This is a genomic window from Caldimonas sp., from assembly GCF_046289365.1.
Lineage (GTDB): Bacteria > Pseudomonadota > Gammaproteobacteria > Burkholderiales > Burkholderiaceae_C > Caldimonas.
Map to the genome: position 1 here is coordinate 1 of NZ_JBKBVU010000015.1, position 12094 is coordinate 12094.

The 12094-nt window shown below is 68.0% G+C and carries 13 protein-coding genes, 1 pseudogene and 1 riboswitch; of the genes and pseudogenes, 7 read left to right on the forward strand and 7 right to left on the reverse strand.

What is annotated here, in order from left to right; translation table 11 throughout:
- From ACK42S_RS02925 to ACK42S_RS02940, 4 genes and pseudogenes are all read left to right on the forward strand, one after another.
- Positions 1-279 (forward strand): annotated as a pseudogene (locus ACK42S_RS02925) (bb3-type cytochrome oxidase subunit III); the annotation flags it as partial.
- Positions 280-289: 10 nt separating this feature from the next.
- Positions 290-991 carry a cytochrome c oxidase subunit 3 gene (locus ACK42S_RS02930; RefSeq protein WP_409703059.1) on the forward strand — a complete coding sequence of 234 codons (702 nt, stop codon included), beginning with the start codon at positions 290-292 and terminating at the stop codon, positions 989-991.
- 6 nt (positions 992-997) lie between these two features.
- Positions 998-1312, forward strand: a complete 315-nt coding sequence (locus ACK42S_RS02935; protein ID WP_409703062.1) for a cytochrome C oxidase subunit IV family protein — start codon at positions 998-1000, stop codon at positions 1310-1312.
- A 13-nt stretch (positions 1313-1325) separates the two neighbouring features.
- Positions 1326-2246 carry a heme o synthase gene (locus tag ACK42S_RS02940; protein WP_409703065.1) on the forward strand — a complete coding sequence of 307 codons (921 nt, stop codon included), beginning with the start codon at positions 1326-1328 and terminating at the stop codon, positions 2244-2246.
- Between the two features lie 6 nt (positions 2247-2252).
- On the opposite strand, the gene ACK42S_RS02945 is transcribed toward ACK42S_RS02940, so the two are convergent.
- The 3 genes from ACK42S_RS02945 to ACK42S_RS02955 all read right to left on the reverse strand — a co-directional run bounded on the left by ACK42S_RS02945 (position 2253) and on the right by ACK42S_RS02955 (position 4130).
- Entirely contained in the window at positions 2253-2582 is a 330-nt protein-coding gene (locus tag ACK42S_RS02945; protein ID WP_409703154.1) for an AzlD domain-containing protein, read from the reverse strand.
- Positions 2582-3328 carry an AzlC family ABC transporter permease gene (locus tag ACK42S_RS02950; protein ID WP_409703068.1) on the reverse strand — a complete coding sequence of 249 codons (747 nt, stop codon included), beginning with the start codon at positions 3326-3328 and terminating at the stop codon, positions 2582-2584. The genes ACK42S_RS02945 and ACK42S_RS02950 overlap by 1 nt, the downstream gene beginning before the upstream one ends.
- A gap of 109 nt (positions 3329-3437) precedes the next feature.
- Complete coding sequence (locus ACK42S_RS02955; protein WP_409703071.1) at positions 3438-4130, reverse strand: hypothetical protein; 693 nt, start codon at positions 4128-4130, stop codon at positions 3438-3440.
- A 121-nt stretch (positions 4131-4251) separates the two neighbouring features.
- Between ACK42S_RS02955 and ACK42S_RS02960 the strand changes: the two genes are divergently transcribed.
- Positions 4252-4833, forward strand: coding sequence for a 5-formyltetrahydrofolate cyclo-ligase (locus ACK42S_RS02960; protein ID WP_409703074.1), 582 nt, complete (start codon positions 4252-4254; stop codon positions 4831-4833).
- A 7-nt stretch (positions 4834-4840) separates the two neighbouring features.
- On the opposite strand, the gene metF is transcribed toward ACK42S_RS02960, so the two are convergent.
- The 3 genes from metF to ahcY all read right to left on the reverse strand — a co-directional run bounded on the left by metF (position 4841) and on the right by ahcY (position 8009).
- Complete coding sequence (metF, locus tag ACK42S_RS02965) at positions 4841-5686, reverse strand: methylenetetrahydrofolate reductase [NAD(P)H] (protein ID WP_409703077.1); 846 nt, start codon at positions 5684-5686, stop codon at positions 4841-4843.
- 30 nt (positions 5687-5716) lie between these two features.
- The gene (locus ACK42S_RS02970; protein ID WP_409703158.1) at positions 5717-6475 is read right to left on the reverse strand and encodes a TlyA family RNA methyltransferase; all 759 of its coding nucleotides are present in this window, start codon (positions 6473-6475) and stop codon (positions 5717-5719) included.
- A 97-nt stretch (positions 6476-6572) separates the two neighbouring features.
- Positions 6573-8009: an adenosylhomocysteinase gene (gene ahcY, locus ACK42S_RS02975; protein ID WP_409703080.1), complete on the reverse strand. Its 1437-nt coding sequence runs from the start codon at positions 8007-8009 to the stop codon at positions 6573-6575.
- 70 nt (positions 8010-8079) lie between these two features.
- A riboswitch (S-adenosyl-L-homocysteine riboswitch) is annotated at positions 8080-8152 on the reverse strand.
- Positions 8153-8314: 162 nt separating this feature from the next.
- On the opposite strand from ahcY, the gene ACK42S_RS02980 reads away from it, so the two are divergent.
- Positions 8315-10072, forward strand: a complete 1758-nt coding sequence (locus ACK42S_RS02980) for a peptide chain release factor 3 (RefSeq protein WP_409703083.1) — start codon at positions 8315-8317, stop codon at positions 10070-10072.
- Positions 9979-10704: an HAD family hydrolase gene (locus ACK42S_RS02985; protein ID WP_409703086.1), complete on the forward strand. Its 726-nt coding sequence runs from the start codon at positions 9979-9981 to the stop codon at positions 10702-10704. Before ACK42S_RS02980 ends, ACK42S_RS02985 begins: the two co-directional genes overlap by 94 nt.
- 2 nt (positions 10705-10706) lie before the next feature.
- On the opposite strand, the gene ACK42S_RS02990 is transcribed toward ACK42S_RS02985, so the two are convergent.
- Positions 10707-11975 (reverse strand): HD-GYP domain-containing protein, encoded by a 1269-nt coding sequence (locus ACK42S_RS02990; protein ID WP_409703089.1) that lies wholly within the window; start codon positions 11973-11975, stop codon positions 10707-10709.
- Positions 11976-12094: the final 119 nt, after the last annotated feature.

The following is a 12094-nucleotide window of genomic DNA, read 5'->3' on the forward strand; positions in this document are numbered from 1 at the left end:
GTGCTGCGCGAGGCCCAGGTGATGCCGGTGGGCAATCCGGCGGCCAGCTTCTTCTTCCTGCTCACCGCCTTGCATGCCCTGCACGTGCTGGGCGGCCTGGTGGGCTGGGCCGTGGCGGTGCGCGCCCTGGCCCGCGCGCCGCAAGCGCAGGCTGCGGCGTGGCGGTTGGGCCTGTGCGCGCGCTACTGGCATTTCCTGCTGGCGGTGTGGGTCGTGCTCTTTGCCGCGCTGGGCTGGCTCACGCCCGAGCTCGTGGCCTACCTGTGCGGCACGGCCTGAGGAGCCTGGCATGAGCAGCATCCCCGTCCCACCGTCCTCGCCCGCAGGCGCCGCCCGCGCCGGGGCCGGCCGCTGGCGCGAGCTGGTGGCCGACTGGTCCAGCGACCGCCAGGCCTTCCAGGTGTCCTGGGGCAAGGCGATGATGTGGATCTTTCTGCTCAGCGACACCTTCGTCTTCGGCTCCTTCCTCACCGGCTACATGACGGTGCGGGCCTCGACCACGGTGGACTGGCCCAACGTCAGCCAGGTGTTCTCGCTGCACGTGGGCGGGACGGATGTGCCGCTGCTGCTGATTGCCATCATGACCTTCGTGCTGATCACCAGCAGCGGCACGATGGCCATGGCGGTGAACTGCGCTTACCGGCGCGACAAGGTCAATGCTGCCGCCCTGATGCTGCTGACGGCTGCGCTGGGCGAGACCTTCGTGTTGATGCAGGCCTTCGAGTGGTCCAAGCTCATTCTCGAGGGCGTGCGGCCCTGGGGCAACCCCTTCGGCGCGGCGCAGTTCGGGGCCAGCTTCTTCATGATCACCGGCTTCCATGGCCTGCACGTCACGGGCGGGGTGATCCTGCTCTTCGTGGTGAGCTGGAAGCTGCTGCGCGGGGACTACGACCGCCGGGGCAACTACCAGATCGTCGAGATCGTCGGGCTGTACTGGCACTTCGTCGATCTGGTGTGGGTCTTCATCTTCGCCTTTTTCTACCTGTGGTGAGGGGTCATGGACCAAGAACATTCCCAACAGCACCCCATCAGCCTGTACCTGAAGATCTGGGGGCTGCTGTTCGTGCTCAGCGCGCTGTCGTACATGGTGGACTACCTCCAGATCCAGGGGCTGTGGCGCTGGGGCCTGATCCTGGTCTTCATGCTGCTCAAGGCCGGGCTGATCATGGCCGTCTTCATGCACCTGGCCTGGGAGCGTGTGGCCCTGGTGACGGCCATCGTGCTGCCCCCGCTGCTGCTGCTGGTGCTGGTGGGCCTGATGGCGGCCGAGGCCGACCACACGCTCACCTCCCGGCTGACCTTCTTCCGCTGAAAGGGCGGTGTCCATGGCCTTGCACCCTGTCGGCCGTACCCGTCAGCGGGGACTGACCCTGGTGGCGGGTGCGCCGGCCGTGTCGTGGCGGGCCTATCTGTCGCTCACCAAGCCGCGTGTGGTGCTGCTGATGCTCTTCACGGCCTGGGTGGGCATGTGGCTGGCCCGGCCGCTGCACCCCGACCCATGGCCCGTGCTGGCCGGCCTGCTGGGCATTGCCCTGATGGCCGCGAGCGCCGCGGCACTCAACCATCTGGTGGACCGCCATGTGGATGCACGCATGGCCCGCACCCGTCACAGGCCCTTGCCGCGCGGGCAGTTGAGTGTCTGGCAGGTGGGGGTGTTTTCGCTGGTGCTGGGGCTGGCCGGCTGGGCCGTACTGTGGTGGGGCACCAACCCGCTGTGCGCGGGGCTCACCCTGGCCTCGCTCGTGGGGTATGCGGGCATCTACAGCCTGTACTTGAAGCATGCCACGCCGCAGAACATCGTGATCGGCGGGGCGGCCGGCGCGGCTCCGCCGCTGCTGGGCTGGGTGGCCGTCACGGGCCAGGTCGAGCCGGGCGCCTGGCTGCTGTTCCTCATCATCTTCATCTGGACCCCGCCGCATTTCTGGGCTCTGGCCATCGACCGGCGTGAGGACTATGCGCGCGTGGGCGTGCCGATGCTGCCGGTCACCCATGGGGTGGCTTACACGGCGCGGCGGGTGCTGGGCTACACGCTGGCGCTGGTGGCGGTGAGTCTGCTGCCGGCGGCCCTCGGACTGGGCGGTGGGCTCTACCTGGCCGGGGCGGCGCTGCTGGGCATGCGCTTCGTGGCGATGGCCTGGAAGCTGCAGCGCGACCTGCGCGTGGCTTTGCCGCTGTTCCGCTACTCGATCACCTACCTCTTCGGGTTGTTCGCACTGCTGCTGGTGGATGCCACGCTCGGGGCGTGAGCGCCTTCACCAGCCCAGCCCCAGCCGCAGCGGCAGGTACAGGGCCATGCCCACGAGGATGGTGCCCAGGATGTCGCGGCGCCAGAAGTAGTAAGCCGTGGCAGCCGCCAGCCCGAAGATCCGGGCGTCGCGCCAGGTGGTGATCAGCTCCCCCTGGGTCATCAGCACTTCGGGCGCGATCACGGCCGCCAGCGCGGCCAGCGGGGCGTACTTCAAGCCGCGCTTGACCCAGCCGGGCAGGTGCAGCTCGCGCTCGGGCAGCAGGAAGAAGCTGCGCGTGAGCACGGTGATCACGCCCAGCCCGGCGATCGTGAGGACCGCTTCCCAGGGGCTCATCATGTCCCTGCTCCTGGACGGCGTGCGCGCTTCCAGGCGCGCTCGGCCGCCTCCATCGCCAGGCCGGCGGCCACGGCAGCGGCAATGGCCACCACGATGTTGAGCTTGAGCGGCAGGGCATAGGCCGCCACCGCAGCGGCACCGGCCACGCCAGCGGCCACCCAGGTGGAGCGTTCCTTCAGCAGCGAGCACATCACGCCCAGCAGCGCCAGCACGCCGGCAAAGCCCAAACCCCATGCGGGCGGGATCACGTTGGCCAGCACGATGCCCAGCACCGAGGCGCTCTGCCAGGCGATCCAGTTCGTCGCCACGCCGCCCCAGTAGTAGGGCATCTGATCCTCCACCCGGTGTTCGGGATCGGGGAAGCGCTTCATGAACATCACGTAGTTCAGGTCACCGCTGAAATAGCCCAGCACACAGCGCTGGCGCAGCGGGAAGCGTGCGAAGTAGGGCCGCCACATCGCGCTGAAGATCACGAAGCGCAGGTTCACGCAGGTGGCCGCGGCCCACACCACCCACATCGGCGCGCCGGCGGCCATCAGCGGCAGCGCGGCGAGCTGGGCGCTGCCGGCGAACACGAAGAAGGTCATGAACAGCGCCAGCGGCACCGACAGCCCAGACTTGACCATCGCCACGCCGGTCACCAGCCCCCAGGCCGCGATGCCCAGCGCCAAGCTCACCATGTGGCGGGCGCCGAGACGGAATTCGGGGTGGCGCCAGGTGGCGCGGAGCAGGGCGGTATTCATGCAGGCGATAACGACCCGCCATTGTCGCCAAAACTGGTGTACAGCGACCTGAACATCGGATGATTCGAGGCCGCCGCCTGGCCGGGCTGCGCCGGAACCGGTGGGCCGGTCAGTCGGCGGGCAAAGGGGTCCCGGGCGCAACGGCCCGCAGCAGCAGTCCCGTGGTGGACACGCGCAGCTCCATCTCGCTGGCTCCGTTCACGGCCTTGAAGCTGGCCGAGCCGTAGTCGGTGTCGAGCAGGCCCGACAGCCAGCCGAAGCGCTCGCGCAGGGTGAACAGATCCACCGGCCGGTCCAGGCGCAGGCTGTGCACCGTGCGCTCGGCCGCGCGTTCCTGGTCGAGCGAGAGATAACGGCCCGCTACGCGGTCCAGCTCATAGGCGGTGTGCAGGCCCAGCAGGTGGGCCACCGGCTTCCACTTCAGCACGTGGGCATCCACGTAGAGCGCATCGCCGCGCAGCTCGAAAGCCTGGCGGCGGCCGTCGGGCAAGGTGAAGTGGGCGCGGAAGTGCTGTGGCCCCAGCGGCTCGATGCGGATGTGAGCGGCCACCTGTTCATGCGTGAGCGCACGGTAGCCGTGCATCCCCAGCCCGATCAGGCTGATCGCCACCCCGCTCACCAGCAGCACGAGCCCCACCAGGGTGTGGACCAGCAGGCCCAGTGGCCGGGCGCGCAGCAGGCTGCGAAAGGCGGCGGCCATGAAGAACAGGCCCAGCAGCCACAGCGCCAGCGAGGCCCAGCCGCCCGGGCCCAGGGGCAAGGGCATGTCCTCGAACCAGCGCTTGACGATGGCGGCGTCCATGGACTGATCCTGCCATGAATGGGCTCCGATGGCCGGGCAAGCCCGAGCGCGCGCGATGGCCTTGCCCAGGCACAATCCCCGGCACCGGCAAGGGCCTGTGGCCCAGGAGGAGACCGCCCCGATGAGCTCACCCGACCAAGACCGCCGCGCGTTGCGCGAGCGCCTGCTGGCCGCCCGCCAGGCCCTGCCCGACCGGCTGGAGCGGGCCGTGGGGCTGCAGACGGTGCTGCGGAGCTGGCTGGTGGGCCGGCGTGAGACCCGCATCGGCGCCTACTGGCCCATCAAGGGCGAGTTCGACCCGCTGCCGGCGCTGTACCGCTGGCAGGAGGGGGCTCCTGAGGGCACGACGCGCCAGATCGGCCTGCCCGTGGTGGACAAGGCCAGCGGCCGGTTGCGCTTCCATGTGTGGTTCCCGGGCTGCCCGATGGAGGAGGACGCCTACGGCATTCCCAAGCCCAAGGACACCGAGACCTTCGAGCCCGAACTGCTGCTGGTGCCCTGCGTCGGCTTTGGGCCGGCGGGCCTGCGCCTGGGCTATGGCGGCGGCTTCATCGACCGCACGCTGGCGGCGCTGCATCCGCGTCCCTGGTCGGTGGGCCTGGGCTATGCACACGGCTTCCTGCCGCTGCTCAAGCCCCTGCCCGGGGAGGCCTGCCTCGACACCCTCCTCACCGAAGAAGGGGTGATGTGGGAGCGCGGCTGAGGTCTTCTCAGGCCAAGCCCAGCCGCTCGCAGATCTGCAGCGTGGCGTTGGCCTGGTTCATCGTGTAGAAGTGCAGGCCCGGCGCACCGGCCGTGCGCAACTGGTCGCAAAGGTCGCTGACCACGTCCAACCCGAAGGCCTGGATCGAGGCCTTGTCGTCGCCGTAAGCCATCAGCCGCAGCCGGATCCAGCGCGGGATCTCGGCGCCGCAGGCGTCGGAAAAGCGCATGAGCTGCGAGGAATTGGTGATGGGCATGATGCCCGGGACGATGGGCACATCCACGCCGAGCTTGTGCGCATCATCGACGAAGCGGAAGTAGGCGTCGCTGTTGAAGAAGTACTGCGTGATCGCCGCATTCGCCCCGGAGCGCACCTTGGTGGCGAAGGCCTGCAGGTCGGCCTCGGGCGAGCGGGCCTGCGGGTGCATCTCGGGGTAGGCGGCCACCTCGATGTGGAAGTGATCGCCTGTCTCGGCGCGGATGAAGGCAACCAGGTCACTGGCATGGCGGAACTCGCCAAAGCTGCCGTAGCCGCTGGGCAGGTCGCCACGCAAGGCCACCAGGCGGCGGATGCCCATGTGCCGGAACTGCGCGAGCTGGGCGCGCACGCTGTCGCGGGTGGCGCCGATGCAGGAGAAGTGCGGCGCAGCGTCCACGCCTTCGGACAGGATGGCTTGCACCGTCTGCACGGTGCCGTCCTGGGTGGATCCCCCGGCGCCGTAGGTCACCGAGCAGTACTCGGGCTTCAACGCGTAGAGCTGCGCGCGCGCGGCCGCGAGCTTGACCGCGCCTTCGGCGGTCTTGGGCGGGAAGAACTCCAGGCTGATCGGCAGCCGGTTCTGGGTGGCTTTCATCGGATCCTCTCTTGTGTGTTCGGGTGGGGGTCAGCCCGGCGTGTGCGCCCAGATGAAGAACTCGCGGTTGCCGTCGCCGCCGGTGATGGGGCTTTCGAACCAGCCGCGCACCACCCAGCCCAGGGCCTGGCAAGCCGTGCGCAGGCGCTGCTCTACCAGCGGGTACAGGCCGGCGTCTTTCACCAGCCCGCCTTTGCCCACCTGGCCGGGGCTCAGCTCGAACTGTGGCTTCACCAGCATCAGCACCTGGGCGCCGGGCTTGAGCCAAGGCGCCAGCGCCGGCAGCACCAGGGTCAGCGAGATGAAGGACAGATCGCCCACCATCAGATCGAAACTGGCCGGTGCCTGTTCACGTGCGAAGGCCGTGCCCTCGGGCGAGCGCGCATTGAGGCCTTCGTAGACCGTCACGCGCGCATCGCAGCGCAGGCGCTCGTGCAGTTGCGCCTGGCCCACCTCCAGCCCCACCACCGCGGCCGCCCCGGCGTGCAGCAGCGCGTCGGTGAAGCCGCCGGTGCTCTGGCCCACGTCCAGGCAGCGCCAGCCGCGCACGTCCAGGCCGCTCTCGCGCAGGGCCCCCTCCAGCTTGAGTCCGCCACGGGAAACGAAGCGCAGCTCGGCATCGTCGGTCACCTGCAGCGTGCAGCCTTCGGGCAGGTCCTCCCCCGCCTTCTTCGGCACCTGCCAGCCCTGCGGCCCCTTCCAGCGCACGGCCCCACGCTCGATCAGCCGCTGGGCCGCCGAACGCGACGGTGCCAAGCCCTGCTGCACCAGCAATTGATCCGCTCGCATCATCGAAGCCTCAGACATCCGGCGCACGCCGCGGATCCGGCGGGGCCGGTCCGCCAGCGCCGCCCCCTGGAGGGGGGCGGCCGCAGGGGGTGGTCCATCAATACCTGTAGGTGTCGGGCTTGTAGGGGCCTTCTTTCCTGACGCCGATGTAGGCCGCCTGCTCGTCCGTCAGCTCGGTGAGCATGGCGCCGAGCTTGGACAGTTGCAGGCGCGCCACCTTCTCGTCCAGGTGCTTGGGCAGCACGTAGACCTTGCCCACTTCGTACTGGCCGGGCTTGGTGTACAGCTCGATCTGCGCCAGCGTCTGGTTGGCGAAGCTCGACGACATCACGTAGCTCGGGTGGCCCGTGGCGCAGCCCAGATTCACCAGGCGGCCTTTGGCCAGCAGGATGATGCGCTTGCCGTCGGGGAAGATGACATGGTCCACCTGGGGCTTGATCTCCTCCCAGCGGTACTGCTCGATCGAGGCGATGTCGATCTCGTTGTCGAAGTGGCCGATGTTGCAGACGATGGCCTGGTCCTTCATCTTCAGCATGTGGTCATGGGTGATCACATGCTTGTTGCCGGTGGCTGTGACGAAGATGTCGGCCTTGTCGCAGGCGTAGTCCATCGTGACGACCTTATAACCTTCCATGGCCGCCTGCAGCGCGTTGATGGGGTCGATCTCGGTCACCCACACCTGGGCCGACAAGGCGCGCAGCGCCTGGGCCGAACCCTTGCCCACGTCGCCGTAGCCGCACACCACCGCGATCTTGCCGGCGATCATCACGTCGGTGGCGCGCTTGATGCCGTCCACCAGCGACTCGCGGCAGCCATAGAGATTGTCGAACTTGCTCTTGGTGACGCTGTCGTTGACATTGATGGCGCGGAAGAGCAGGGTGCCGCGCGCGCTCATCTCGTTGAGGCGGTGCACACCGGTGGTGGTTTCCTCGGTCACGCCGATGATCTTCGCGCTCTTGCGGCTGTACCAGGTCGGGTCCTGGGCGAGTTTGGCCCGGATCGCGGCGAAAAGCTCGCGCTCTTCCTCGCTGCCCGGTTTGTCCAGTACAGAGGGGTCTTGCTCGGCGCGCCGGCCCAGGTGCATCAGCAGCGTGGCGTCGCCGCCGTCGTCCAGAATCATGTTCGGGCCTTCGGCCTCGGAGCCGGCAGGCCCGAACTCGAAAATGCGGTGGGTGTAGTCCCAATAGTCCTTCAGCGACTCGCCCTTGTAGGCGAACACGGGCGTGCCTTGGGCCACCAGCGCGGCGGCGGCATGGTCCTGAGTGCTGAAGATGTTGCACGAGGCCCAACGCACACTGGCCCCCAGGGCCTGCAGCGTCTCGACCAGCACGGCCGTCTGGATCGTCATGTGCAGGCTGCCGGCGATGCGCGCGCCGCGCAGGGGCTGGCTGGCCGCGAATTCCTCGCGGATGGCCATCAGGCCGGGCATCTCGGTCTCGGCGATCCGGATTTCCTTGCGCCCCCAGTCGGCGAGCGACAGGTCGGCGATGACGTACTGGTCGCTCGACAGGGCGGGCTTGAGGACAGCGTTCATGTGTTTCTCCTGGTGGAAAAACCGCTGTGCACCGGGGGAGAACATTGCGAGACCCACCCGGCAGGACACATGCGGGTGAGCGCCGTTGCAATCGAAGCCGTCCGAGCCTGGGGCCTGAGGGCCTTGCAACGCTCCTCGGACAGACCATCATTGTAGCCGCCCCGGCGGGGGTATGTGGCAGTGGGCTGCCTCGCGGGCGCCAAAACCGGTAGCATTTGCACTTTGCGCGCGGCCCCAAAGCGTGCCCGGGCGTCGCCAGGCGTCCGATCCCTTGGCCCACCGGCCGAGACTCTGGAGAGTTTTCCGTGTCCTTCGCCCCCGAAACCCGGCGCCGCCGGACCTTCGCCATCATTTCCCACCCCGACGCCGGCAAGACCACGCTGACGGAGAAGCTGCTGCTGTTCTCGGGCGCGATCCACATCGCCGGCTCGGTGAAGGCGCGCAAGGCCAGCCGCCACGCCACCTCCGACTGGATGGAGATCGAGAAACAGCGTGGCATCTCGGTGGCCAGTTCGGTGATGCAGATGCTCTACCGCGACCATGTGGTGAACCTGCTCGACACGCCCGGCCACAAGGACTTCTCGGAAGACACCTACCGCGTGCTGACGGCGGTGGATTCGGCGCTGATGGTGATCGACGCGGCCAATGGTGTGGAGGCCCAGACCCGGCGTCTGATCGAGGTGTGCCGCCAGCGCGACACGCCCATCCTCACCTTCGTGAACAAGATGGACCGCGAGGGCCGCGACCCCATCGCCTTGCTCGACGAGATCGAGCAGGAACTCGGCATGCCCTGCGTGCCCATGACCTGGCCGGTGGGGCAAGGCAAGGCCTTTGCCGGCATCATCAACCTGCGCCAGAGGAGCATGCGCCTGTTCAAGCCGGGTCAGGACCGTGTGACTGATGATGAAGTCGTGTCGCTCGACGAGGCCGAGGCCTTGCGGGCACGTTTCGGGCACGACTTCGAGCAGGCCGAACAGAACATCGAGCTGCTGACCGAGGCCGCGCCGGCCTTCGATATGGAGGCCTTTCTGGCCGCCAAGCAGACACCGGTGTTCTTCGGCTCGGCCGTCAACAACTTCGGCGTGCAGGAGGTGCTTGATGCCCTGGTCGACCTCGCGCCGCCGCCGGCGCCGCGCCGCAGCACCACGCGGCTGGTGCGCCCGGAGGAGGCGCAGTTCTCCGGCGTGGTGTTCAAGGTGCAGGCCAACATGGACCCGGCGCACCGCGACCGCATCGCCTTCGTGCGCGTGTACTCCGGCCGCTACACCCAGGGCATGAAGCTCAAGGTGCAGCGCACCGGCAAGGAGCTGCGCCCCACCAGCGTCGTGACCTTCCTCTCGCAGCGCCGCGAGGCGGTGGACGAGGCTTACGCCGGCGACATCATCGGCTTCACCACCCACGGCGGCGTGCAATTGGGCGACACCCTCACCGAGGGCGAGGCCCTGCAGTACACCGGGCTGCCGTTCTTCGCGCCCGAGCTTTTCCAGGCGGTGGAACTGGCCAACCCCATGAAGAGCAAGCAGCTCCAGGCCGGCCTGATGCAGTTGGGCGAAGAGGGGGCCATCCAGGTCTTCCGTCCGCACGAGGGCGGTGCGATGCTGCTGGGGGCCGTGGGCCAGCTTCAGTTCGAGGTGGTGCAGCACCGCCTCAAGGCCGAGTATGGCGTGGACGTGCGTCTGATGCCCTCGCGTTTCGTCGGGGCCCGCTGGGTCACGGCCGACTCGCCCGAGGAACTCAAGAAGTTCATCGACGTCAACGGCAGCAAGCTGGCGCTGGATGTGGCCGACACCCTGGCCTATCTGATGACCTCGCCCTATGACCTGCGCCTGACGCAGGAGCGGCATCCCAACATCCGCTTCCATCCGCTGCGCGAGCGTGCGGTCCTGACCTTGCAGCAGGCCGCCGGACGCACCCGACGATGCAACCCCTATCGGCCTGGCCGGTGCCGGCGCGCCGCCACCTGCGAGGGTTGTTCACCGACATCGACGACACGCTCACCCGCGACGGGGCGATCACGCCCGAGGCCTTGCACGCCTTGCACGCGCTGCGCGATGCAGGCTTGATCGTCATTCCGATCACGGGACGGCCGCTGGGCTGGTCCGAGCCCTTGACACGCGAGTGGCCAGTGGCGGCCATCGTGCCCGAGAACGGCGCCTTGGCCGTGCTGCCCGACGGTCGGCGCCTGTACGTACAGGACGAGGCCACGCGGGCGCGCAACGCCCGCCGCCTGGCCGAGGTGGCTCAGCGCATCCTGGCGCAGGTGCCGGGTGCCCGACTGGCACGCGACAGCGCCGGTCGTCTCACCGACATCGCGATCGACCACAGCGAGTTCGCGCACCTGCCGCCCGAACGCATCGACCAGGTCGTTGCGCTGATGCACGCCGAGGGCATGGTGGCCACTGTCAGCTCGATCCACATCAACGGCTGGTTTGGCACGCATGGCAAGTGGAGCGGCGCCTGCTGGATCGCCAGGGAACTGCTGGGCATCGACCTGGAGCGCGAGCTCGACCGCTGGGCCTATGTGGGCGACTCCACCAACGATCAGCCCATGTTCGAGCGCTTCGAGCACAGCGTCGGTGTGGCCAACATCATGCGCTTCGTGCCGCAGATGCAGCACCTGCCCCGCTATGTCACGCCGTCCGAGCAAGGCGCCGGCTTCGCCGAGGTGGCGCGCTGCGTGCTGGCGGCGCGTTGATCTCAGGGCTTGCGGCCGGCAATGCCCGTCCACAGTTCGTCAAGGTTGGCGATGCCCCAGGCCTGGGGGTCCTCATGGCCGACGATGCGGTCGTTGGTCTGCACCGTGCCCAGCTCCAGCACCTCGGGCACGATATAGGTGTTCGATTTGGTCGAGAAGAACACCTTCACCCGAGGCAGCAGCAGCGAACGTTCGCTCTGTTCGAGCACCACGCCCAGCCGGCCCGATTGCAGGCGCACCAGCGAGCCCGTGGGGTAGATGCCCACGCATTTGACGAAGGCTTGAAAGATGCGCTCGTCGAAGTGGCCCTCCTTGGCCCACAGCGCCATCTTGCGCAGCGACTCGGCCGGCGGCCAGCCGGCCTTGTACGGGCGGTCGGAGGTGATGGCGTCGTAGACGTCGCACACCGCCCCCATCTTGGCGTACAGACTGATGGCCTCGCCCTTCAGACGATCGGGGTAGCCGCTGCCGTCGATCTTCTCGTGGTGATGCAGGCACACGTCCAAGGCCATCTCGGAGCGCACCCCTGCTTGCCGCAGCATCTCGTAGCCTGCCCTGGGATGGGCCTGGACCTGGGCGAATTCCTCGGGGGTGAGGCGGCCCGGCTTGTTCAGGATGTCCAGCGCGATGGCGGCCTTGCCCAGGTCGTGCAGCAGCCCGGCCAGAGCCGCTTCCCGGATTTCCTCGGGGCTGAGTCCAAGCTGTCGTGCCAAAGCGGCACACAAGGCGGCCACGGCCACCGAGTGCAAATAGGTGTAGTCGTCCTTGGTCTTGAGTCGGGCCAAGCTGATCAGCGCGTGCGGGTTGCGTTGCAGAGAATCCGACACGTCCCCAGCCAGGGCTTTCAGCGGCGTGGTGTCGACCACTTTGCCCAAGCGGGCCTGCTGAAAGAGGAGCTTGATTTCCTTCTTGGCTTGAGTGAGCACCCGCTGCGCGCGCTCCAGCTCGCCCTCCAGGCTCACCGTACGCGCAGGGAGCGGCGCTTCGAGGCCGTGGGGGCTTTGCGCGCGCAGTTCGGCTCGCAAGCGCTCGTCATCGGCCGAGCCTTCTGTCGGCAAGCTTGGCGCGTCGGGTTCGGGCGCCACGTCCAGGCCCTTGTCCACGTTGATCACCACCTCCTTGACCGGCGAGCGCAACAGCTTGTCCAGGTCCTCGGCAGACTTCAGGACGAAGGAGGTTTTCCAAAACGGATGCTCTAGCCAAGACGTGCCGCACAGGGCATGCAGGTACATGCCCAGGCGCACCTGGCCGACGGGGATCTTCTTCAGCATGGAGCCGCCATGCTAGTGCCGCCGGCGTACTGGCAAGCCCACAGAAGCGTGGCAAAAGACGCGCTTCATGCGCTTTTCGTTCGATCGCTGCGGCTGTGTACCGCCGTTCGACCGACCCA

Bases quoted from the DNA above. Each gene is read 5' to 3' on its own strand.
- ACK42S_RS02960 (WP_409703074.1), top strand. From the start codon at position 4,252: ATGAGCTCACCCGACCAAGACCGCCGCGCGTTGCGCGAGCGCCTGCTG.
- ACK42S_RS02930 (WP_409703059.1), top strand. From the start codon at position 290: ATGAGCAGCATCCCCGTCCCACCGTCCTCGCCCGCAGGCGCCGCCCGC.
- ahcY (WP_409703080.1), bottom strand. From the start codon at position 8,009: ATGAACGCTGTCCTCAAGCCCGCCCTGTCGAGCGACCAGTACGTCATC.
- ACK42S_RS02950 (WP_409703068.1), bottom strand. From the start codon at position 3,328: ATGAATACCGCCCTGCTCCGCGCCACCTGGCGCCACCCCGAATTCCGT.
- ACK42S_RS02940 (WP_409703065.1), top strand. From the start codon at position 1,326: ATGGCCTTGCACCCTGTCGGCCGTACCCGTCAGCGGGGACTGACCCTG.
- ACK42S_RS02955 (WP_409703071.1), bottom strand. From the start codon at position 4,130: ATGGACGCCGCCATCGTCAAGCGCTGGTTCGAGGACATGCCCTTGCCC.
- ACK42S_RS02945 (WP_409703154.1), bottom strand. From the start codon at position 2,582: ATGAGCCCCTGGGAAGCGGTCCTCACGATCGCCGGGCTGGGCGTGATC.
- ACK42S_RS02970 (WP_409703158.1), bottom strand. From the start codon at position 6,475: ATGCGAGCGGATCAATTGCTGGTGCAGCAGGGCTTGGCACCGTCGCGT.
- ACK42S_RS02935 (WP_409703062.1), top strand. From the start codon at position 998: ATGGACCAAGAACATTCCCAACAGCACCCCATCAGCCTGTACCTGAAG.
- ACK42S_RS02990 (WP_409703089.1), bottom strand. From the start codon at position 11,975: ATGCTGAAGAAGATCCCCGTCGGCCAGGTGCGCCTGGGCATGTACCTG.
- metF (WP_409703077.1), bottom strand. From the start codon at position 5,686: ATGAAAGCCACCCAGAACCGGCTGCCGATCAGCCTGGAGTTCTTCCCG.